Below are 23,112 nucleotides of genomic sequence, written 5' to 3'. Positions count from 1 at the left end.
TACCTAAAGCTTGTTCAGGTCGGATAATTACTTTCTTTCTCCCTGCATTACGTCGTTTGTATGGGCGGAAGATCTACAGCTTGCATTTAAACATCATGGACGGAAACTTCTTTGAACCGGGTGTTTCACAATGATAACGATTTACTGGATTCTTCGATCGAGGCGCTGGATTCGAATAACGGTGTCGAGGAACGGATTACGATTCCCGTTACTTTCGGAGAGGCATCGACAGTAACCGTTCAAGTGCCGGCGAGCGCTTTGCTAGAAGCTGCTGCGAATCTTTCCGGCTTGGCTATTACGATCGATGCCGGTCAAGCAAGTTATGATTTGCCCCTAGGCGCGATCGACTTTGCGGCCGTCGCCGAAGAGTTAAGCGTGGATACTGGCGATATGTCGATAACCATAACGATGAATTTCGTAACGGGCGACCTATCCGAGCAAGTTGAAGTAGCAGCTGATCAAAACGGCATGCAGGTCGTCGGCGGCGCGATCGACTTTACAGTAACCGTCGGCGCAAACGGCCGTTCGGCAGAAATCGATTCGTTCGGCGGAACATACGTTACGCGTTCGTTGACGATCGACGGTGCGGTCAACGAGAGACAGACATCCGTCCTGCTGTTCGATCCGAATACAGGTGAATTGAGGTTCGTACCGGAGGTATTCTCCACAGTGAACGGCAAGACGGAAGTGACGTTTATGCGTCGAGCGAAGCGGAAACTGGCGCGAAGCAGGAGTCGTTGCAGCAGTTCAACGATGTCGAATTCATCGATGATTGGGTGCGCGGCGCCGTTGCGCGGGTCGTTGAAGCGTCGATCATGAAAGGCGATAAGGAGAGCAATTTCAGCCCTCGAGATAACGCAACGCGAGCGGAAGCCGCGGTCGTCATCGAACGGTTGCTCCGGCACTTGAAATTTATAAACTAATCAAATCCAATCAAGAAGGGTGAGCCGCGACGCGGCTCACCCTTCTTTTGGCTGTACGCAGGTTAGAACATCAATACTGAGGCATTCACTTCATGATGGATCAGCCTTTGAAAAAAACGGCTTTACAATGTCAAAGTTCTAGTGTACTATTTAACTATAACACTGCTACACGGAAAAGGAGAAACGAAAATGGCTGAAAATAAAGCAAACCATTCCAATTCGAAGCGGGCTGTCCAAACTGCCGCCCAAGCCGCCGGTCTTCCCGGTTCCGCGAGCGGAGCGGCCGTGCTGGAGCTTGATTACGTCACGAAGAGAATCGGCGGCAAGACGCTGGTGAACGGCCTTAGCTTCCAAGTGGGAAGCGGCGAAATCGTCGGTCTGCTCGGCCCGAACGGCGCCGGCAAAACGACGACGATCCGGATGATCGTCGGTCTGATCAGCATGTCGGAGGGGGATATCCGCATCGGCGGCAGCAGCGTTCGCAAACAATTCGAGAGCGCAATCCGCCATATCGGCGCCATCATCGAGAATCCGGAATTTTACCCTTACATGTCCGGCATGGACAATCTGAAACAATTCATGCGAATGGAAGGCGGCGTTTCGGAGGCTAGAATTCGTGAAGTGTCTGCGCTCGTCGGCTTGGAGGACGCGCTTCACAAGAAGGTAAAGGCTTATTCCCTCGGCATGAGGCAGCGGCTTGGCATCGCGCAGGCGCTGCTGCACAAGCCGAAGGTGCTGATCCTGGATGAACCTACCAACGGATTGGATCCCGCGGGCATTCGCGAAATGCGCGATTATTTGAAGCTGATCGCGGAGAAAGAAGGAATCGGTATCCTCGTATCCAGCCACTTGCTGACCGAGATGGAGCTGATGTGCAGCAGAGTTGTCGTCATTCAAGAGGGAAAGCTGCTAGCGGTTCGGACCATCAAGCCGGATGGCAGCGATGAAAGCAGGCAGATGTCCGTCAGCCTGGAAGTTACCGATGCGGAGCAAGCGGCGCAGCATATCGCGGCGTCGAGCAAAGCCGAGCTTCAGGGCAATGACGCCGATGGGGGAAGACTCATCGTGAAGCTCGCCCGCGAAGACATTCCGGCCATCGTCAAGAGGTTGACCGACGCCGGAATCGGCATTTACCGCATCGAGGAAAACAAAGCAACGCTGGAAGACGACTTTATGAAATGGACGGGAGGCAACCGAATTGCGTAGTTTCGGAATGTTGTTGACGAACGAATGGTTGAAGCTGTTTAAGAAAAAATCGATTTATGTCCCATTCGCCATCTTGGCGCTATTCGCGGGGGTGTATGCGTACGCCGCATTCCGGCTGAAGATCGAGATCAGCTCGGGCGCGGCGTTCGCGGCCGAAGCGATAAGCATGGGTTCTGCTGGACAATTGCTTCCGATGCTTGCTATTATTGCTTTGGCAAGCATGGTTTCCAAGGAATACCGGATGGGCACGATCAAGCTGCTGCTCATTCGCGCGCACAGCCGCAACAAAATTCTGGCATCCAAATATATCGTGTCGCTGCTGTTCACGGCTTCGCTTATCGTGTTTACGGCCGCAGCGGTGTTGATCACGGGAACGATCGTTTACGGATTTGGCGGGGATGCCGAGCTTTGGGGACAAATTGGCAAATCGATGCTTTACCTGTTGATCTATACGGTCGTCTACGTATCTCTGACGTTCATGATCGATGTATTGACCAAGTCGAGCGGTGTAACCGTCGGCATTTCCTTGTTCTGCATCATGATTGGCGGCTTGGTCACGCTTCTGCTGTCCAAATACGAATTTGCCAAATATCTGCTGTTCGCGAGTACGGACCTGTCCCAATACGAACCTGGCAGCGAGTTGTTCATCGAGGGGATGAGTCTTCCGTTCTCGGTATCCGTCCTTATCGGTTACACGGCGATTTTCCTTATTGCAAGCTTTGTCACATTCAGAAAACGCGATGTTTCGTAAGTCCGCTCGGGCGGCCGGGCATCGAGAAGGAGCATAGCCCACTGTGACGATCGAATTCGATAATAACATGCCGATTTATATTCAAATCATGGCTTATCTGAAGAAGTTGATTATTACCGGCAAGCTGGGGCCCGGAGAGAAAATCGAATCCGTCCGCGACCTGGCGGCGGAGCTTCAGATTAATCCGAATACGATTCAGCGTACGTTCCAGGAGCTGGAACGCGAAGGCATCGTGGAGACGCGCCGAGGCATGGGGCGTTATGTAACAAGCGAGGAGTCGACCATTATGCGAATAAAAAAAGAGATGGCGGGCGAGCTGCTTGATCGGTTCGTCCTGGGCATGAAGGAGCTGGGCTTCGGGGATGACGACATTCTCGCGCTCGTGAAGGATACGGTGAATGTTCATTCGGATCGAAAGGAGAGCTAGCCAAACCATGGAACCCGTTTTAAAGTTGGATAACGTCACCAAACGATACGGTGCGAGAAGCGCGCTCTCCAGCGTTTCGTTCGAAGTCGGTCCCGGCAAAATCATCGGTCTGCTCGGCAGCAACGGCAGCGGCAAAACGACGCTCATGAAGCTGGCTGCCGGCTTGCTCAGGCCAACTTCGGGCTCGCTGTCCGTTTGCGGCCTTCCGGTTGGCGTGTATTCTAAGGCTTACACGGCATTCATGCCCGATCAGCCCCTAACGGAAAGTTGGATGAAGGTACGAGACGCGGTTGCGTTCAGCCGCGACTTCTATCCGGACTTCGACGAATCGAAAGCGCGCGACATGTTGTCCTTCATGCAGCTTAGCCCCGGAGACAAAATCGTTTCGCTCTCCAAAGGGATGAATGAAAGACTGCAATTGACGCTTACGCTGTCGCGGAACGCGAAGCTGTATTTGCTCGACGAGCCGATCGGAGGCGTCGATCCCGTCGCGCGCGAGAAAATTTTGGATGCGATCGTACAATATTATCATGAGGAAAGCTCCCTTATCATATCGACGCATCTCGTCCGCGACATCGAACGGATTTTCGACGAGGTCGTCTTCATCAAAGACGGGACTGTGGTCTTGCATGAGCAAGTCGATGACATTCGGATGAAACACGGGAAAGGCGTAGATGAAATGTTCAAAGAGGTGTACGCGGAATGATCAGGCTGCTCAAATACGATTGGAAACGCAACTCGAATACGTTGATCGCGGCTACGGTCATCCTCGTGCTGGCGCAGGCGGTCGTGACGATGATCGGGGAGCTTCAACATTGGAAGCCGTTAACGGCTTATATTTTATCCACTGTGATCTATGGGTTCGCGGGTTTCTTATCCTTTCTGATGGTGTGCCAGACGTATAACGCCAACCTGAAGGCGTACAGCCGCAGACTGCTGCCGCTCCCTTCCCTGTACGCCGTTGCTTCGCCAATCCTGTTGCTTCTTGCCTGCTCGGCATTCATATTTCTCCTGTTCCTTCTGCACGAGTACGTGTACGTCACGTGGTTCGGATTGGACGAAACGATCATGTCGGCGCTAAGGGAGCAGATTACGGCGCCAGCTGCCTTCGCTGTTAGTATCGGAGTTGCATGGATCACGATCGTATCCGCCGTATATGTGTTCTTCTGTATTACGTTTGCAAAGACGTTCGAGGGCAAGGCGGGTACTTGGCTCGGGATTGCTGCGTTTATCGTGCTGATGTTCGTTATTACTTGGCTGGATTCGTTAATCGTTCCGAGTTCGCTGAGTGGAGATATTCCGCTCGGAATAACCGGCGTCAGCATGACGGATGGGTCGGACGATAATCTGGCGTTAAGAATGACGGGATTCCAAGGAATCGGACTCGTCTCGTTCCTGATGGAGGTTGGCGTCGTCGTCGCGCAGTTGTATGGCATTCGGTATATGATCAATCGGAAGATCAAGCTGTGACGATCGAATCAATTAAAACCTGCTAAGGCCGCTAAGAAGTTTGCCATGCAAACGGATTAGGCGGCTTTTTTTCCGTCGTTGGCGAAGCGGATTCAAGAATGTTTTTCGTCGCATGATTATATATATTATACATAGACGATATGCACACGCATCGAATTTATTCTCCGCCCAACGTACCGATCGGTTACGGGAACAGGGGCCGAATGTTCCATTTATTATACGTTAGGAAGTACGATGTTGCGATTATTCGACAAACGGGGAGCCATTGCGAAATGGAGGGAGTCGTTATATTATATATAATAAATATCAAACAAAAGCATGGTGATTTGTGATGAATTCTACTTTCCGAACCCCGTTATACCAGAAAATTCAAGACTATGTCCGCGAGCTGATCGAGACGGACGGACTGAAGCCGGGCGACCGGATACCGACCGAGAAGGAATTGATGTCGCGATTTAACGTCAGCAAGATTACGGTCGTCAACGCCATGACGGGGCTTGCCAACGAGAACGTCATCACGCGCGTGCCCGGGAAGGGCAGCTTCGTCACCGGCAGCGAGCCGAATGAAGCCCCCGATCCGCAGCCGAAGGCGGTTCCGGCCCAGCCCGCGGCCGAGGAACGGCAGAACGCGGCTCCTTCCGTACGCACCGGAATCATCGGAATCGTCATGCCGTCCATCGACGATTATTTTGCGATTCGCATCATCGAAGGCATGCAGCAGGCGCTCGTCGCGAACGGTTACCGCAGCATGATTTTACTGTCCATGAGCCAGATCGAACGGGAGAAGGAAGCGATCAAGACGCTGATCGACATCGGCGCGGAGGGGCTGCTCGTGTTTCCCGTGGACGAGGAGAAGTATAACGAGGAGCTTCTGAGTATGAAGTTCTCGGGATTCCCGTTCGTACTCATCGACCGGTATTTGCCCGGCGTAGACACGCATTACATCGCCGCCGACGGAAAGCTCGGCATTAGTCTCGCCGTCGACCACCTATGGGAGCTGGGTCATCGCGAAATCGCCATTTGTTCCGATTCGCCGCTGCAGACCGTAACCGTGCAGGAGCGGATCGAAGGTTACATGAACAGCCTGATGAACAAAGGCGCGCTGATCAATCCGGCGCATATGATTACCGGCTTCCATGTGAAAAGCCTGAAGGATGCGGAGAGCCATCCGTTGTTCCGCTATATCCGCAATCGGATGGCGACGGCGTATATTACGCTAAACGGTAGGCTGGCCGTACAAATCTACCAGATGGCGCGCCAAGCGGGACTGCGCGTTCCCGAGGATCTGTCGATCATTAGCTTCGACGATCCGACTTCGATCGTGGAGGAATTCAGCATTTTCACGCATGTGAAGCAGTTCGAATACGAGATGGGTTACCGCGCCGCGGATTTGCTGCTGAACGTGATAAGCAAAGGGCACTCAGGTGACTATAACAAGACGAAGCTAAAGCCGGAGCTCGTCATCGGCCAGACGACAAGCGCGGTGCCCCTGCGGTAAACTGCCATCTTCACCATGAACGGACCAAAAAGATCTTCTCCATCAACGGGAGAAGATCTTTTTTTTATTTATATATTGAATATATTCAATGTATATACTATACTCATATTAACAAGAGTACCAAATGGAACCTATTCGTTTCGCGGTTCCGATCGCAGCTCGCAAAGGAGATGATGGTTTGCCCTACGAATCGTTGAAACCGGACCATGGAAGAAGATGGCTGGAGAAAATAAGCGAAAACATCTATGAAAAGGCAGCCGACCTGAGCGTGACCGCCTGGGTAACGCCGGAGCCTGTTCCGTACGAGGAGAGGACGAACGGACGCAAGCTTGAGCGACTGTCGGAGGGAGATCGCTGGGGACAGTTATGGGACTGCGCCTGGTTCCACTTTTCCGGCAAAGTGCCGGATAGCGCCAAGGGAAACAAGGTTGTGCTGTTGATCGACGTGAACGGCGAGTTATGTCTAGTCGACGAGGAAGGCACTCCCGTTCAGGGCCTGACCAACATTAATTCCGAATTCGATTATTCGCTTGGCAAGCCGGGCAAACGCGTCGTGCACATAACGGAAGTTTCGGAAGGAACCGAACTTATCGATCTGTGGGGCGATGCAGGCTGCAACGATCTGTTCGGCAGGTTCCGGAGCGGTACGTTGAAGGAAGCGACCATCGCCGTCTGCCGCGAGGAGATCAGGCAGCTGTATTACGACGCCGAGGTGCTGCTCGAAACCGCCGAGCAGCTGCCGGAAAGCTCGGCGCGCAGGGCGCAAATTTTGCAAGCGCTTTACGAGGCGTCGTTCCTGCTGAGGGAATTCACGGAAGAGGAAGCGGCGAAAGCGCGCGCCTTGCTCGAGGTTCAGTTGGCGAAGAAGGGGGGCGCACCCGCGCTTACGGTCAGCGCCGTCGGCCACGCGCATATCGACCTGGCCTGGTTATGGCCGATCAGGGAGACGATCCGCAAGGGAGCCCGGACATTTTCTACCGCGCTCCGAATGATGGAACGATATCCGGATTACGTGTTCGGCGCAAGCCAGCCGCAATTGTACGACTGGATGAAGACCCACTACCCGAAGCTGTACGAGAAAATCAAGAAAAGGGTGAAGGAAGGGCGCTGGGAGCCTCAAGGCGCAATGTGGGTCGAATCCGACACGAACGTGCCCGGAGGCGAATCGCTGGTACGACAGCTGCTGTACGGGAAACGGTATTTCCTTCAGGAATTCGGGCAGGAGATGAAGTCGCTTTGGATGCCCGACGTATTCGGTTATACGGCGAGCCTGCCGCAGCTGCTCAGAAAATCCGGCGTCGATTACATGATGACCCAGAAGCTTTCTTGGAGCGAGTATAACCAACATCCGCACCATACGTTCCACTGGGAAGGCATCGACGGATCCAAGGTATTGACGCATATGCCTCCTGAAGATACGTACAACAGCCCGGCCGCGCCGCGGTCCATCGCGAAGGCGGAACATAACTACCTGGACAAAAACGTGTCCGACAGATGCCTGATGTTGTTCGGAATCGGGGATGGCGGCGGCGGCCCGGGCGAAGAACATTTGGAGCGGCTTGCCAGAGAAACAAATTTGCTTGGCTTAAGCCCGGTCGAGCAAGAGTCGTCGCACCGCTTCTTCGAACGTTTGAACGAAGGGTCGGACAAGTACCGAACCTGGCAGGGCGAACTTTATTTGGAGAAACATCAAGGGACGCTTACGAGCCAAGCCCGCAACAAACGGTATAACCGGTTCATGGAGAAAGCGCTGCGGGAGCTGGAATTCGCTTCGTCGCTTGCGGGCATCATCGCGGGAGCTCCATACCCGGCGGAGGAGCTCGAGACGATTTGGAAAGAGACGCTGCTATATCAGTTCCATGACATCTTGCCGGGTTCGTCGATCAAACGGGTCTATGACGAATCGCTGGAACGTTATGCGATCATGCTGGCTCGCGTCGAAGACCTCATCGCCGGCGCTTACGGCGAGATTGCAGCAAGGTTGCCTGATGCGGACGGTAGCGGCAAGCGGCAAGCCGTCTTCAATTCGCTTCCGTGGGAACGCGAAGAGTGGATGAAGCTGAACGGATCATGGCGGAAGGTGCGTGTGCCGGCCATGGGTTACGTGGCCATTGCCGCCGATCGGCCCGAAGAAGAAGCGGAGAAACAATCGGCGGCCGCGCTGGCACAGCATGAGGACGCCGCGAATCGATTGATACCGATGCTCGGGGCCGCGGAGCGGATCGTCGAGAACGAGCTGCTCCGGGTGGCGTTCGGCGAGAACGGCGCGATCCGTTCGATCGTCGATAAGGCAGCCGGTCGCGAAGTCGTGGCTAGCGGCGAAGCTAATGCGCTGGCGGTCTACGAGGACGATGGCGACGCCTGGGATTTCCGCCATGATTACCGGGATGGCGGGGGCGCGCCGCCGACGCTGCTGGCGATGGAGCCTTTCGCGGACGGGCCTACGGCGGGGATGCTGCTTCGTTACGAGTTCGGGCAATCCGTAATTACCCAGAAGGTCATCCTGACCATGGGCAGCAGACGAATCGACTTCGAGACTGAAGCCGACTGGCGGGAATCCGGCCGCATGCTGCGGACATCGTTCCCGGTCGCCGTTCGCTCCGACGCGGCAAGCTGCGAGATCCAATTCGGTTACGTGAAACGGCCGACGCACCGGAATACGAGCTGGGATTTCGCCAAAGACGAGATCTGCGCGCATCATTGGATCGATCTCTCCGAGCCGGATTACGGCGTCGCACTGCTGAACGACAGCAAGTACGGCCATCGCGTGTGCGAGAACGTCCTGGATCTCAATTTATTGCGCGGAGCGACCTATCCCGATCCGGAGGCGGATATCGCGACGCACCGGTTTACGTATTCGCTTTATCCGCATGAAGGGGATCACGTACAGGCGCAAGTGTACAAACGCGGCTATGAGCTGAATGTGCCGCTGCGGACGGTCGCCGCCGAACCGGCCGAGCATGGCGGTTCGCTGCCTGCGTCGGCAAGCTTCCTCCGCGCGGACCATCCGAACGTCATGATCGAGGCGGTCAAGCGTGCCGAGGACGGCGAAGAGCTGATCGTAAGGCTGTACGAGACGTCGGGTACACGTGCGAGGACAACGCTGAACATCGGGGTTCCGGTTACCGACGCTTGGCTGACCGATCTGCTGGAGCAGCCGTCCGAGAAGCTCGCGCTGACGGACGGAGCGTTATCGCTCACGCTGCTGCCGTTCGAGGTAGTGACACTTAAGTTGGCGCTTCGGTCCTGATCCGGACCGAAGCCGCCATTGCCATTCACTTTTCAGGAGGTGCATCCATGTTCGATTCAGTTTTGTGGAGGCGGATTTGGCGCCATAAGCTGTTTTACCTGTTTATGCTTCCCGGTATCATTTGGTTTTTTCTGTTCTCCTACGTGCCGCTTTTCGGCATCCAGGTGGCCTTCCGCGACTTTATGTACACGGGAGGCTTCACCGGAAGCCCTTGGGCGGGGTTGAAGTATTTTAATCAATTTTTCGATTATTACCAATCGTTCGAGCTCATTCGCAATACGATCATCATTAGCCTGATGAAGCTGCTCATTGGCTTCGCGATGCCGATCGCCTTGGCGATCCTGCTCAACGAGGTTAGGAACGTTATGTTTAAGAAAGTCGTGCAAACGCTTTCGTATTTACCCTACTTCGTTTCCTGGATCGTCGTCGTCACGCTGATGCAACGGCTGCTCACGCCTTACGGCGGCCCGGTCAACGATCTGCTCGGAAGCATGGGCGTCGAGCCGATCCAATTCCTGAACAATACGACCTGGTTCTACCAAATGATCGTAGGCTCCGACATCTGGAAGAACATCGGCTGGAACTCGATTATTTATATGGCCGCGATCGCGGGCATCGACCAGCAGCTATACGAGGCCGCCAAGATCGACGGCGCGGGCCGGTTCCGCCAGATCTGGCATGTTACCCTTCCCGGCATCCGCAACATCGCGGTTATCCTGTTTATCCTGTCGGCGGGCAGCTTAATGAGCGCAGGCTACGAGCAGCTGCTTCTCTTGAACGGACCGGCCACGGCCGCCATCGGCAGCGTGCTCGACGTCCACGTCATCGGCGCGGGCCTCAGTGAAGGAAGACTCAGCTACGCGGCAGCCGTCGGGCTGTTCCAAAGCGTCATCGCGTTTATTCTAATCCTGACGGTTAACCGCATCGCCCGCAAAGTAAGCGATGTATCCCTGTTTTAATTAGAGTTCAAAAAGCCCGGTTTTCAGCACCGAGAAGGTTGGATGAAGCTAGGAAATGAGGAGCGGAGCGTAGTGGAAGCTACGTGAGCACCGGAAGTTCCGGCTGAATTCAAGATTCGATGTCGAGTTTGCTTCCTGGAATACTTCGTGATCAAAATCGGGGTTTTTGAACTACCTCTTTAAGGAGTGATCCGACTTGACGAAGAGCCGTTTGTCCGTATTTCCCGTCCTGAACTACGTTTTCTTGGCTTTGTTCGGTTTCGCGATGATTTATCCTTTCATCTATATACTCGTCTACTCCCTTAACGACGGCAAGGATTCCATGCTGGGCGCGCTGTATTTCCTGCCGCGCAAGTTCACGCTCGATAATTACGCGGAAGTATTCGAGAACGGCCGCATCTGGAATGCCTACAAAATAACCCTATTCCGCACGCTTCTGGGCACGTTCCTCCACGTGACGCTCTGCACGCTCATGGCGTACGCGTTATCGAAGAAATCGCTGCCGGGTCGTTCGTTCGTCACGTTCTACATCTTCCTGCCGACGATCTTCAGCGCGGGTTTTATCCCGTACTTCATCACGCTGCAAAAACTCCATCTCATTAATACGTTCTGGGTGTACGTCATCCCGATGCTCTTCAACTTCATGCATATCGTCATCATCCGTACCTTCCTGCAAGGCATACCTGAAGAGCTGGAGGAATCGGCGCGCATCGACGGTTACGGCGACTTTATGATTTTCCTGCGCATCATTCTGCCGCTGTCCGGTCCGGTGCTCGCCACCATCTCGCTGTTTATAGGCGTCGCGCACTGGAACGACTGGTTTACGGGCGCTTATTACGTATCCGACAAGGATTTGATACCGGTGCAGACGTTGCTCCAACAGCTGCTGACGGAAGCCGAGGCGCTGTCGTCGTCCATGCAGCGGGCCGCGCAGCAAGGCGGGCAAACGGTGGATATGGGTGCCGCCTCCGCCACACCTGAATCGATGCGCATGGCGCTGCTCGTCATCACTGTATTTCCGATTCTGTGCGTCTATCCGTTCCTGCAGCGTTATTTCGTCAAAGGCGTCATGATCGGCTCGGTCAAAGGGTAATCGTTCGCGAAAGCGGACTTTATCATACCAATTACGATTCATGGGAGGGTTCTTATGAGGAACAAACGAGTACAGAAAGCCTCACTGTTGCTGATCGTCGCGATGTTGGTAGGTTTGCTTGCGGCTTGCAGCAACAGCAACAACGGTGGGAACGGCGGGAATACGCCCGCGACCGACAAGCCGTCCGCCACGGAGGGCAATACGGACGATGGAAGCCAAATGGAGGAAGTTACCCTCAAAGTGCTTCACAACTGGAACGGCTCCACTGGCGCGGACGTGGACATGACGCCCGTGTCGAAGATCATCAAAGAAAAAACGGGCATTACCGTCGAATGGGAATACACGAAAGGCAGCGAGGTCGAGAAGGTCAATCAAATTTTCGCGACGCAGGATTTGCCGGATATTTATACCGGTCCGGCTTGGGGCGGCGAGCTCGACGCCATTATCAAGGCGGCCAAAGAGGATCAGCTCGTCGATCTGACGGATAAGCTTGGCCAATATCCGAACCTGGCTAAAGCGGTCGCGAAGGAGAACGTTCCGCCGGCTCTGTACGAGAAGGCGTTCGACGCTTACGGTGGCAAACAGTTCCTGATGTACCAGAATCATCCCGCGACGCCGGAAGACGCAAACGACTGGCTGTACGGCTTCTACGTCCGCAAGGACATCGCCGAGAAGGTCGGCGTCGATCCGCAATCGGTCAAAACGAAAGACGATTTGTACAATTTCCTCGCCAAAATTAAAGACGCGAAGCTCGAAGAGAACGGCCTGCCCGTCATTCCGCTCGGCGGCTTCCATAACGGCTGGGCCGTCGGCATCGGCAATACGATGTTCTACGGTTCCGACTATATCGACGACGGCTCCGGCAAGCTGGTCAACAGCTTTTTCACAAAACAATACGAGGATTACACGCTTTATTACCGCAAGCTGATCGCGGAAGGTCTGCTCGATCCGGAAGCGTTCACGCAGACCGACCCGATCGCGAACGAGAAGATCAAGCAAGGACGCATCGCCGTGCTCGCCGCTCACTATCCGGCGATTCTCGACGCTTCGAAGGACTACGTGAAATCGCATCCGGGCAGCGATTACATTCCGGTAGGCCCGCTGGAGCGCGCCGGAGCGGCGCCGGATCGTCCTGTTGATCTGGGTATCCAAGGCAATAACGTCACCGTCATTCCGAAAAAATCGAAGAACGTCGACGCCGCTCTGCGCCTGCTCGACTATCTGGCATCCGATGAAGGGTTCCTGCTCGTCCGTTACGGCGTGCAAGGTGTACATTGGGATATGGAAGGCGGCAAACCGGTCGCGAAGCAGGAATGGTTCGACAAGTTCTCTGCCGATACGACGGGCAAGATGAAGAAAAACGAAGGCATCAGTATCGGCTTCGAGTCGTTGTCGGGTCAGGACCGCATCAACTCCGTCGGCGGAGGCGATATTTGGGCGGATCAAACCAGGCTCGATGCCATGGCGAAAGCGCGCGAAATTCTTCGTCCGAACGGCGTCAGCGTCGTCTCGGCGTTTAATCCAGGGGACGTGATCATGAAGGCGCCGCAATGGGAAGGGATGAAGCCGGCGATGGATAAGAGGGGCGATGTATGGAAGCAGGCGGTCTTCGCCAAGTCGGACGAAGCGGCGCTCAAAATCATCAACGACCTGCGCGGCCAATTGAATAAAACGGGTTATGAGGAAGCGATCGCGTACATGAACGAGAACCTGCAGGGCAAAGAAGTCGTTACTTTGCAAATGCCTAACTAACTGCGGCGAGGGGCGCGACTGCCCCTGATTGGCGCGAGTGAGTGTGAAGGAGGCTAAGCGTACAAATGGGTACGAAGCGCAAAGGTCCGGAATGGACCGGGTTTCAGGAATCGCGTCCGTATGGGCCGACGTACGATCTTCGGACGGATTTCGTCATGATTTACGGACTGTCGAACGACTTGGGCAAACGAATAGAAGGTTGGAAACAAGCCGGCTATACGATCCATTTGATGACGGGCGTATCCTGGGGCGAATACCAGGACTACTTGTACGGCGAGTTCGACGGGCGGAAGCATTGGGACGAGGCGCAAATGGACCGTTTCGGCAATCATCTGCTCCATGGCAAGGATGTTCCTTACATGGATCCGACAATCGCGTACTCGGAATATCTGGCCAAACACATCAAGCTCGCCATCGATTACGGCGTGGAAGCGATCCATCTGGAAGAGCCGGAATACTGGGCGGCATCGGGTTATTCCGAGGCGTTCAAGCGGGAGTGGCTGACGTATTACGGGGAGGCCTGGACGGCTCCCCACTCCTCGCCGGACGCGCAATACCGCGCATCGAAGCTGAAAGCCCATCTGTATTACCGCGCGCTCGACAGGTTATGCAGCCAGATGAAGGAATACGCGCTCGTGACGTACGGCAGGGAGATTCGTTTCTACGTCCCGACTCACAGCCTGATCAATTACACCCAGTGGCGCATTATCAGCCCGGAGGCGCTGCTCGTCTCGATGCCGGCCTGCGACGGCTTCATCGCGCAAATATGGACGGGAACGGCCAGAACGCCGAACGTCTACCGCGGCGTCCGCCGAGAGCGCACGTTCGAGACGGCCTTCCTCGAATACGGCATCATGCAGGAGCTGACGCGCGGAACGGGCAGGGACATGTGGTTCCTGCACGATCCGATCGAAGACAATCCGCGATACAGCTGGAGCGACTACCGGTATAATTACCGATCGACTGTGGTCGCTTCGCTGCTTCATCCAGGCGTGTCTCAGTACGAGGTATGCCCATGGCCGTGGCGGGTGTTCGAAGGCAGCTACCCGAAGGAGGACGGCACGGGCAAAGAGAAGATTCCGGGAGACTATGCTACGGTGCTGCTAACGGTTATGCAAGTGCTGCGGGATATGCATAACCACGAAGAGGAGAAAAACGACGCCGGGTATACGACGGGGATCGGCCTGCTGTTATCCAATTCGTCCATGTATCAGCGGGGAGACGTCATCCCGGAGGAGACGGAGGCGGAACGATCGGCCGGCTTCAAATACGACGGCACGACAACGTCGGATCTGCTGGCGCCCGAGCAGCGCGAGCTGCTGGATTGGTCGGCGTTCTACGGACTTGCGCTGCCCCTTGTGAAACACGGCATTCCGCTGCGTCCTGTCCAGCTCGACAACGCGCTGGCTTTCCCCGGCTACCTGGACGACTATAGGGTACTGCTGCTCAGCTACGAGTTCATGAAGCCTGAGCATGCCGGGCTCCATCAGGTTATTGCCGGATGGGTCCGGGACGGCGGAGTGCTGATCTACGTCGGCGACGGATCCGATCCGTTCCACGGGGTGCGCGAGTGGTGGAACCGCGCTGGGGGCCGCCGCACGTACGATAGGCCCGATCAGCATCTGTTCGAGGCGCTTGGACTTTCCGCGGATCAGGCGGAAGGCGAGTTCGAGGTTGGCAAAGGAGCGGTCATCATCCATCGCGTTCATCCGGCGGCTTTATCGAGAACCGCCGAAGGCGCACAGATTGTCCTCGGCAGAGTGAAGAGGGCGCTTGAGCTGAGGGCCGAAGGGGACGATTACACCGAGAGCGGGCTTCTCCGCATCAAACGGGGTCCTTACGTCATCGCGCAAGCGCTGGACGAAACGGAAGACGCGTTCGCGGGAGGATCCGTGCTGAACGGGATGTATATCGACTTGTTCGAGGCCGATCTTCCGGTGCTGAAGGACGTCGCTCTTAAGCCCGGGGACAACTGTTTGTTGTATGATTTGAACGATGGGACCGCGTCGGACGGGGAAGGGAGGCAGGGCGCCCGCGTCCTCGTCAGTTCCTCTCGCGTATCGGATGAGCGCGCAGACGCCGAAGCGATATCCTTCCGGTCTGAAAGCCCGTCCGCAATGACGGTCAGCACGCGGATCCGCGTGCCGTCGGCGCCGAAGGACGCAACCGCGGACGGCGCCAAAGCGGAGCTTACGTACGACGCCTCATCCGGAACGGCGCTAGTCCGTTATCCCGGCAAGCCGGAGGGATCGACGATCAAGGTGTCGTGGGCATGACCGCGTAATAAACGGTCGGCAGCCCGGATGATTGTCGGCTGCAATATCGGCCGGCTATAAGACCTGTCACCTGCAGACCGGTCGGCTTCAAGCCGCCATTGGCGTCCAGTTTAAGGATGCCGATGGCGGTTTTTTGTACGCGGAACGTACCAATAGCTCGCGCAGACGGCGATCCTCCCTTTGTAGGTCCGCGAAACGTACCTGCAGCTCGCGCAGACGGCGATCCGCCCGATGTAGGTACGCGAAACGTACCTACAGCTCGCGCAGACGGCGATCCGCCCGCAGTAGGTACGCGAAACATACCTACAGCTCGCGGAGACGGCGATTTGCCTGCAGTAGGTACGCGAAACGTACCTACAGCTCGCGGAGACGGCGATCCGACCACTGTAGGTACGCGAAACGTACCTACAGCTCGCGGAGATGGCGATTCGCCTGCAGTAGGTACGCGAAACATACCTAAAGCTCGCGTAGACGGCGATGTGCCCGCTGTAGGTCCGCGAAACGTATCTACAACCCTCGGAGTATGTATCGGATGCATTTTTTTCTCGAAACAATCCTGCCCATCTCCCCACGACTCCGAAGGTAGTCTATAATACATGTATCTTTAAATGGGAGAGTGCGGGCATGGCGAACGAGAACAATTGGCGAGGCGCGTCGGAAGTATGGCGAGGGAACGAGCAATCGAATTATTACGCGCTCACCTTCGATGATGGGCCATACCGGCTGAAGGCGGCCCTTTGGATGGACGCGCTGGAAGCGGGCGGAGCGGTTGGGACGTTCTTCCACACCGGCGAGTGGATGGACAAACATCCCGATCAAGCGAGGGAGATCATCGAGCGGGGCCATGTGCTTGCACCGCACACGTACCACCATCGGCGCATGGCGCAAGTGGGTAAAGAAGTTTTCGTGTCCGAGTTGCAGGCGACCGAGCTTGCCTATCAAGAGGCGACCGGACTTCCTTGTCCGACATTCATGAGGTTCCCTTATTGCTCGTATAACGATGACGGTCTTCGCTGGCTTGCGGAATGGGGGTATACCGACCTAGAAGGCGAGGATTCCGGCGATTGGGCTGGTATTCCCGCGGCGGAAATCGCGTCGCGCATCGTTCCCGTCCTGCAGAACGGAACGATCGTCGTCCATCATTGCAACGATATCGCAACCGGCACGCCGGAAGCGCTCGGCACGATCATTGAACACGCCAGGTCGTTAGGATTGGTTCCAGTCACCGTTCCCGATCTATTGGAGAATCTAGGCATCCCGTTCCAGTATAGGAGATGGAAGCTGGTTATCGAAGTTCCGGCATCATGGGAGCATGCCGTTGCCGATTGGACCGAAGTCGAGGACGGCGAAGCGCTGCGTGAGTTGGCAAAACAAGTCGCTAGCTGGTCGCCTCGGAGCCGGATCGGCGGACCGGAAAGCGCGGATGAATGGCATGATGAGCTGGCCCGTCATTCGAACGGGACGTGGTCTGCTGCCGAGGGCAAGCCGGCATGGCTTGGCGCCAGAAGCTTCGAAGGCACGTACTGGGGTTTCGCCCAAGCGTACGCGAGCGGGGAGTCGCTTGTCATCCGGGAGCACGACGCCAAGGAGAGACAAGCCGATACGCTTGTGTACTTGCTGAGATGGGCCGCGGAGGTCGCTACGGGCGCGGGATTGAAGTATATTGAAGCAACGCGGGATATTCGAAGAATGGACGAAATGTGCAAGCAGCTGGGTTGGCCAGCGAAGCTCGTTCGGGAGTAGCTCATAGCGCGACTAGGCACGGCATGCTGGTAGGCGAGTAGGAAAGTAGGAAAGTAGGCAGGAAGGGACGGTCATCCAGAATGGCAGACAAGGACAAGGATGAGTTGGTTCGGTTCGGCGTGTCGTTCCCTGCCCCGCTAATCGGACAATTCGATCGTTTTATCGAAGAACAAGGATACCAGAACCGTTCGGAGGCGATTCGGGACTTGGCGAGGAAAGCCTTGCTGGAGCCGGCCAGACTGAGTGGCGACGAGTTCGTGGCTGGTACGATCGTAGTCGTGTACGACCATCACGTCAGGGAGCTGCCGGTCGTTCTTATGGACATCCAGCATGATTACCATCACGATATCGTCTCCAACATGCATGTTCATCTTAATCATGACCAGTGCCTCGAGGTGATCGTTGTACGCGGCCGAATGGAGCAATTGCGACAGCTGCACGAGCGGATCCAAATTCAGAAAGGCGTCTCGTATGCGGAGCTGTCAGTCACATTCGCCGACAAACACGGGGACGAAGGGGCTGCCGATCATCGCGACCACCATCATCACAGCCATCAACATGATAGCCGATAGTACCGCAAGCTATAGAGGAAGATGACGGAAGAAGATGCCGTCATCTTCTTCTTTTTTCTATGGCTGAACAATCAAATTTTACGGTATTCGGATAGCGGCCCAGATTCATCCAATTCTAACGTTGTAAAAAATAGATGTAAACATTCCTGCCGCGTGCTACAATATGAATGAATCGTAACACGAAATGGAGAGGGTTTACATGATGAAGGGGATAATCATGCCTAAGAAACCGATGTGCTCGATGTTGGCCATGCTGCTGCTGTCCGTCGCGCTGGCCGGCTGCGCCGCCCCGGCGACCGAAGGGAACGGGCAGGAGCTGCGTTCGGACAAACTGATCGTGGCCATCGGCAGCGAGCCGGAGGAAGGTTTCGATCCGACGTTAGGCTGGGGACGCTACGGATCGCCTTTGTTCCAAAGCACGCTGCTGAAGCGCGACGACAACTTAAATGTAGTGAACGATCTGGCCGAGAGCTACGAGGTTAGCGAAGACGGACTCGAGTGGACGGTCAACATCCGAGGCGATGTGACGTTCACCGACGGGCAGCCACTTACGGCGGAGGATGTTAAATACACGTTCGAAACGGCGGCGAGCAGCGGGGCGGCTATCGATCTGACGAACGTGAAGGGGATCCTGGCTTCGGGCAACACCATCGTCTTCAAGCTGGGCCGGCCGCAATCAACATTCCTGAACGAGCTCGCGACGCTCGGCATTGTACCCAAGCATGCCCACGGATCGGACTATGCGAGCAAGCCGATCGGATCCGGTCCGTTCAACCTCGTTCAATGGGATCGCGGCCAGCAGCTCATCGTGGAGAGCAACCCCGATTATTACGGGGACAAGCCATCGTTCCGGCAGATTACGTTCCTGTTCCTAAGCGAGGACGCAGCGCTTGCCGCGGCGAAGGCGGGAACGGTTGATATGGCCTATATTCCTTCCGCTTTCAGCAATCAGCAGGTCGAAGGCATGCGGTTGGAATCGCTGAGAACGGTCGATAATCGAGGCATCGTCTTCCCGTATGTCGAGCCGGGCGCATTGACGGTAGAGGGATATCCCATCGGCAACGCGGTAACGTCCGATGCGGCAATCCGCAAGGCGATCAATATGGCCATCGACCGCAAGGGGCTGGTAGATGGCATCCTGCACGGCTACGGAACGCCAGCTTATACAGCTGCGGACGGACTGCCTTGGTGGAACGAAGAAACGACGATCGCGGACGGCGATATCGACGGCGCGAAGGCGTTGCTCGCGGAAGCGGGCTGGGCGGACGCCGACGGCGACGGCATCGTCGAGAAGAACGGCGTCAAGGCGGAGTTCCCGCTCATCTATCCATCGGGCGATACGACCAGGCAGTCGCTCGCGCTTGCCGCGTCGGAGATGGCGAAGGAGATCGGCATCAAGATGACGGCGGAAGGCAAGAGCTGGGAAGACATCGATCGGGAGATGCACGCGAGCGCGGTTCTTTTCGGTTGGGGAAGTCACGACCCATCGGAGATCTACGTCCTTCACGCCTCGAAGTACGCAGGCGTCGACTATTACAATACCGGCTACTATCAGAATGACACAGTAGATAACTATATGGATCAAGCGCTCGCGGCCCGCACCGAGGAAGAAGCGATGGCGTTCTGGAAGAAGTCGCAATGGGACGGCAAGACGGGAGCGAGCGCTCTGGGCGATGCCCCATGGGCCTGGCTCGTCAATATCAATCATTTGTATTTGGTCGACGAAGCGCTAGATATCGGAACGCCGCGCATACAGCCGCATGGGCATGGATGGCCGGTGACCGACAATATCGCCAGCTGGAAGTGGAAGGAGCAATAACGGTGGGCAAAGGGCATGATTCCGCCGCACTCCGGGTATTCGAAGAGCCGGCGTCGTCCGAGAGCGGAGCATGGCGGAGCTTGATCGGCTTCGCGGCAAAAAAAACGTTAAGGCTTGCGCTGCTGCTTGCTTCCGTCACTTTCCTCACGTTCCTGCTCGTGCACCTCTCGCCGATCGATCCCGTGCAAGCCTACATCGGCGCCGACCTGCTACGGGTAGGGCCGGAGCAGCGCGCGGAGATCGCGGCGTACTGGGGGCTAGATCAGCCTTTCGCGGAGCGATTCCTGCGCTGGGCGGGCAGCTTGCTGCAGGGGGACATGGGCACCTCGATGATTTACCGGGAACCCGTAGCATCGATCATTGCCGGACGATTCGCGAGTTCGGCCGCGCTCATGGCGGCAGCTTGGCTGCTCTCGGGCGCAATCGGCTTCGCAGCCGGCGCGTTTGCGGCGATTCAACGAGACCGGCTGATCGACAGGATGATTCAAACGGTTTGTTATACGATCGCATCCACGCCGGCATTTTGGATCGCTCTGCTCGCGATGACGGTATTCGCGGTATGGCTCGGTTGGTTTCCGGTTGGGCTTGGCGTTCCGGCCGGTCTGCTGGCCGGGGATGTTACGCTCCTCGACCGGCTGCATCACATGGCGCTGCCCGCGCTTACGCTTAGCGTCGCAGGCATTGCGCCGATCGCGCTTCATACGAGAGCGAAGCTGATCGAAGTGTACGACAGCGACTATGTCTTGTTCGCTCGGGCCAGAGGGGAGCGAGGCATTCGCTTGTTTTTGCGCCATGGGCTGCGCAATGCGGCAATGCCCGCGCTTGTGCTGCAATTCGCGTCATTCGGCGAATTGTTCGGAGGAGCGGTGCTGGCGGAGCAGGTTTTCGCATATCCCGGGCTCGGCCAAGCGACGGTCGAAGCGGGCTTGCGCGGCGATGTTCCTTTGTTGATGGGTCTTGTCATCTGCAGCACGCTGTTCGTGTTCGCCGGCAACCTGATCGCGGACATCATTCACCGCGGGATTGATCCTCGGCTCCGATTCGTCCAGGAGGTGAAGGCATGAGGGGGACATCGATATTCTCGTTGCCATCGCTCAAAAAACGGTTGGTTTTGAACGGAAGAACGCGGCTCATGATATCCGCGGTCGCGGCAGGCCTATTACTGCTTGGCATCGTGCTCGGCGCAACGTTCCTAAGCGGCCAAGGCTTGAGAGTCAGTCTGGAGTCTCGCGACTTGCCGCCGTCTTCCGATCATCTCTTCGGGACGGACTGGCTTGGCCGCGATATGTTCGCGCGAACGATACAGGGGCTCGCCCTAAGCGTCGGAATAGGGCTTGCGGGCGCCGCTTGCAGCGCCATGATCGCGATGGCGATGGGGCTTGCGGCCGCCTTCCTCGGAAGGACGGCGGATCGGATCATCACTTGGCTGATCGACGTGGCGCTTAGCGTTCCCCATTTGGTCATGTTGATCTTGATTGCTTTCGTCAGCGGCGGGGGAATCAAGGGCATCCTAATCGGCATCATGCTCACGCATTGGCCAAGCCTCGCGCGGGTCATCCGCGCCGAGGCGCTGGGAGTTATATCAGCCGATTATGTCGCGGTGAGCCGCGGCTTCGGCAAGTCGCGTTACTGGGTTATGACGCGGCATCTTGTTCCGCATTTGCTGCCTCAGCTGTTCATCGGGTTCCTGCTGCTATTCCCTCATGCCGTTCTGCACGAGGCGGCCATTACGTTTCTGGGGCTCGGATTTTCGCCGCATCAGCCGGCGATCGGCATTATTTTGTCGGAGTCGATGCGGTATCTGTCCTCCGGGATGTGGTGGCTTGCGGTATTCCCGGGTCTTGGGCTGCTCGTGACGGTGCGGGCGTTCGATAGGCTCGGCCATGCGCTGCAGCGGCTTATCGATCCGAAACATTCGCGGTTATAACGGGAGGGAGCAGGGCGAGATGAACGTATTGGAGATAAAAGGGCTGTCGGTCTCGTTCCTTGACTACGGGCGAGGCAGCGGCCAGCAGGCGGCGAACGCGATCAAGCAGCTGGATCTGTCCGTCGGGCGGGGCGAGATCGTTGCCATAGTCGGGGCTAGCGGTTCCGGTAAAAGCCTGCTGGCGCATGCCGTTATGGGCATTCTGCCGCGCAATGCGGCAAGCGCGGGGACGATACGCTTGAATGGCAAGACGCTGGATGGGAAAGAACTCCTGCGGACGCGGGGCAAGACGCTGACGCTGCTGCCGCAATCGGTGGGCTATTTGAATCCGCTGCTTACGGTAGGCCGGCAGCTAAGAGGGCCATCCGATGATCCGGCAGCGCTGGACGCGAGGCGTGGATTGCTAGAGCGGCTCGGTCTGGGACTTGGCGTGGAACGGTTATTTCCGTTCCAGTTGTCCGGGGGCATGGCGCGCAAGGTGCTGCTCGCGATGTCGACCCGGAAGGAAGCAAACTTGATCATTGCCGACGAGCCGACCCCGGGAATGGGATCGGATGATGTGGCGCAGACGATCCGGTACTTCCGGGAGCTGTCTTCAGCCGGCTCGGCCGTGCTAATCATCACGCATGATCTCGAGGCCGCCGCAAGCATCGCGAGCAGAGTCGTCGTGATGAAGGAAGGCGAGGTCTTGGAGATCGCTCCGGCGAGCAGCTTTCGCGGAGACGGCGCCTTGCTGCGACATCCTTACAGCCGGTCGTTGTGGCAGGCACTGCCACGGAACGGCTTCCGGCGACCGATAATGGAGGGGAATGAGGCCGATGGAATCGGGTAAATGGCAAGGCAAAAACCTCGGCTGGCGATATGGGAAGGGTGCGTGGTTGTTCCGACATTATTCGATCGAAGTTAGCCCCGGTGAGATCGTTGGCTTGATGGGGCCGAGCGGCACGGGCAAGTCGACGCTCGGCAAGCTGCTTGCCGGCTATATGACGCCAACTGAAGGAGAAGTGACGGCCTCCGGCGTTCACCTTCGAGGCGATGGATACCGCCCCGTCCAGCTGATCCATCAGCATCCCGAGCTTGCGGTGAATCCGCGCTGGACGCTCGGCAAGACGATAGCCGAAGGCTGGCAGCCGGATGCCGGGCTGCTAGTCGCGTTCGGTATCGAGGAAGCTTGGCTCCGGCGGTATCCGAACGAGCTGTCCGGCGGGCAGCTGCAGCGTTGCTGCATCGTCAGATCGCTGGGTGCGGGGACGAAGTTTATCGTAGCCGACGAAATGTCGGCAATGCTGGATGCGATCACACAGGCGGAAATATGGCATGCGCTATTGACCGTCGCGAAGTCCCGCGACATCGGGATCATTGCAATCAGCCACGACAAGCCGCTGTTGGACGCAATCTGCGATCGTATCGTCAGGCTCGAAAGCGTCTCGCATTCTGAGAGATAGA

General features: G+C 56.6%; 21 protein-coding genes. 20 read left to right on the top strand and 1 reads right to left on the bottom strand.

Going from position 1 to position 23,112, the window contains the following annotated elements; genetic code table 11:
- Nucleotides 1-111: 111 nt before the first annotated feature.
- The 13 genes from RB620_RS06500 to RB620_RS06445 all read left to right on the top strand — a co-directional run bounded on the left by RB620_RS06500 (nt 112) and on the right by RB620_RS06445 (nt 15,605).
- Nucleotides 112-819 carry a hypothetical protein gene (locus RB620_RS06500; RefSeq protein WP_308092850.1) on the top strand — a complete coding sequence of 236 codons (708 nt, stop codon included), beginning with the start codon at nt 112-114 and terminating at the stop codon, nt 817-819.
- Nucleotides 777-923, top strand: coding sequence for an S-layer homology domain-containing protein (locus tag RB620_RS30300; RefSeq protein ID WP_374121373.1), 147 nt, complete (start codon nt 777-779; stop codon nt 921-923). Before RB620_RS06500 ends, RB620_RS30300 begins: the two co-directional genes overlap by 43 nt.
- A 189-nt stretch (nt 924-1,112) precedes the next feature.
- A complete protein-coding gene (locus RB620_RS06495) occupies nt 1,113-2,129 on the top strand; it encodes an ABC transporter ATP-binding protein (protein ID WP_308092849.1) in 1,017 nt (338 codons plus the stop codon).
- Nucleotides 2,122-2,880 (top strand): ABC transporter permease, encoded by a 759-nt coding sequence (locus RB620_RS06490; RefSeq protein ID WP_308092847.1) that lies wholly within the window; start codon nt 2,122-2,124, stop codon nt 2,878-2,880. The genes RB620_RS06495 and RB620_RS06490 overlap by 8 nt, the downstream gene beginning before the upstream one ends.
- Before the next feature lie 43 nt (nt 2,881-2,923).
- Nucleotides 2,924-3,307, top strand: coding sequence for a GntR family transcriptional regulator (locus tag RB620_RS06485; RefSeq protein WP_308092846.1), 384 nt, complete (start codon nt 2,924-2,926; stop codon nt 3,305-3,307).
- Nucleotides 3,308-3,314: 7 nt separating this feature from the next.
- Nucleotides 3,315-4,013: an ABC transporter ATP-binding protein gene (locus RB620_RS06480; protein ID WP_308092845.1), complete on the top strand. Its 699-nt coding sequence runs from the start codon at nt 3,315-3,317 to the stop codon at nt 4,011-4,013.
- The gene (locus RB620_RS06475; protein WP_308092844.1) at nt 4,010-4,777 is read left to right on the top strand and encodes a hypothetical protein; all 768 of its coding nucleotides are present in this window, start codon (nt 4,010-4,012) and stop codon (nt 4,775-4,777) included. The genes RB620_RS06480 and RB620_RS06475 overlap by 4 nt, the downstream gene beginning before the upstream one ends.
- 331 nt (nt 4,778-5,108) lie before the next feature.
- Nucleotides 5,109-6,275, top strand: a complete 1,167-nt coding sequence (locus RB620_RS06470) for a GntR family transcriptional regulator (RefSeq protein WP_308092843.1) — start codon at nt 5,109-5,111, stop codon at nt 6,273-6,275.
- A 124-nt stretch (nt 6,276-6,399) separates the two neighbouring features.
- On the top strand, nt 6,400-9,525 hold the full coding sequence (locus RB620_RS06465) for an alpha-mannosidase (RefSeq protein ID WP_308092841.1): 3,126 nt from the start codon (nt 6,400-6,402) through the stop codon (nt 9,523-9,525).
- A 47-nt stretch (nt 9,526-9,572) separates the two neighbouring features.
- Complete coding sequence (locus RB620_RS06460; protein WP_308092840.1) at nt 9,573-10,484, top strand: ABC transporter permease; 912 nt, start codon at nt 9,573-9,575, stop codon at nt 10,482-10,484.
- Nucleotides 10,485-10,680: 196 nt separating this feature from the next.
- The gene (locus tag RB620_RS06455) at nt 10,681-11,577 is read left to right on the top strand and encodes a carbohydrate ABC transporter permease (protein ID WP_308092839.1); all 897 of its coding nucleotides are present in this window, start codon (nt 10,681-10,683) and stop codon (nt 11,575-11,577) included.
- A 54-nt stretch (nt 11,578-11,631) separates the two neighbouring features.
- A complete protein-coding gene (locus RB620_RS06450) occupies nt 11,632-13,329 on the top strand; it encodes an extracellular solute-binding protein (RefSeq protein ID WP_308092838.1) in 1,698 nt (565 codons plus the stop codon).
- A 65-nt stretch (nt 13,330-13,394) separates the two neighbouring features.
- Nucleotides 13,395-15,605 (top strand): hypothetical protein, encoded by a 2,211-nt coding sequence (locus RB620_RS06445; RefSeq protein WP_308092837.1) that lies wholly within the window; start codon nt 13,395-13,397, stop codon nt 15,603-15,605.
- Here the strand turns inward: RB620_RS06445 and RB620_RS06440 are convergent.
- Complete coding sequence (locus RB620_RS06440; protein WP_308092835.1) at nt 15,586-15,906, bottom strand: hypothetical protein; 321 nt, start codon at nt 15,904-15,906, stop codon at nt 15,586-15,588. The two genes, RB620_RS06445 and RB620_RS06440, sit on opposite strands and share 20 nt — an antisense overlap.
- Nucleotides 15,907-16,229: 323 nt before the next feature.
- Between RB620_RS06440 and RB620_RS06435 the strand changes: the two genes are divergently transcribed.
- From RB620_RS06435 to RB620_RS06405, 7 genes are all read left to right on the top strand, one after another.
- Nucleotides 16,230-17,348, top strand: coding sequence for a polysaccharide deacetylase family protein (locus RB620_RS06435; protein ID WP_308092833.1), 1,119 nt, complete (start codon nt 16,230-16,232; stop codon nt 17,346-17,348).
- 80 nt (nt 17,349-17,428) lie between these two features.
- Complete coding sequence (gene nikR / locus RB620_RS06430; RefSeq protein WP_308092831.1) at nt 17,429-17,920, top strand: nickel-responsive transcriptional regulator NikR; 492 nt, start codon at nt 17,429-17,431, stop codon at nt 17,918-17,920.
- Nucleotides 17,921-18,137: 217 nt separating this feature from the next.
- The gene (locus tag RB620_RS06425; RefSeq protein WP_308092923.1) at nt 18,138-19,739 is read left to right on the top strand and encodes an ABC transporter substrate-binding protein; all 1,602 of its coding nucleotides are present in this window, start codon (nt 18,138-18,140) and stop codon (nt 19,737-19,739) included.
- Nucleotides 19,740-19,819: 80 nt separating this feature from the next.
- The gene (locus tag RB620_RS06420) at nt 19,820-20,803 is read left to right on the top strand and encodes an ABC transporter permease (protein ID WP_308092921.1); all 984 of its coding nucleotides are present in this window, start codon (nt 19,820-19,822) and stop codon (nt 20,801-20,803) included.
- Nucleotides 20,800-21,666, top strand: a complete 867-nt coding sequence (locus tag RB620_RS06415) for an ABC transporter permease (RefSeq protein ID WP_308092830.1) — start codon at nt 20,800-20,802, stop codon at nt 21,664-21,666. The genes RB620_RS06420 and RB620_RS06415 overlap by 4 nt, the downstream gene beginning before the upstream one ends.
- 19 nt (nt 21,667-21,685) lie before the next feature.
- Nucleotides 21,686-22,498 carry an ATP-binding cassette domain-containing protein gene (locus RB620_RS06410; RefSeq protein WP_308092829.1) on the top strand — a complete coding sequence of 271 codons (813 nt, stop codon included), beginning with the start codon at nt 21,686-21,688 and terminating at the stop codon, nt 22,496-22,498.
- Nucleotides 22,485-23,111: an ABC transporter ATP-binding protein gene (locus RB620_RS06405; protein ID WP_308092828.1), complete on the top strand. Its 627-nt coding sequence runs from the start codon at nt 22,485-22,487 to the stop codon at nt 23,109-23,111. The genes RB620_RS06410 and RB620_RS06405 overlap by 14 nt, the downstream gene beginning before the upstream one ends.
- Nucleotide 23,112 lies beyond the last annotated feature (1 nt).

The sequence above is a fragment of the Paenibacillus sp. LHD-117 genome (assembly GCF_030929555.1).
In the GTDB taxonomy this organism is placed as follows: domain Bacteria; phylum Bacillota; class Bacilli; order Paenibacillales; family Paenibacillaceae; genus Pristimantibacillus.
This window is presented reverse-complemented; position numbering and strand designations above follow the sequence as displayed.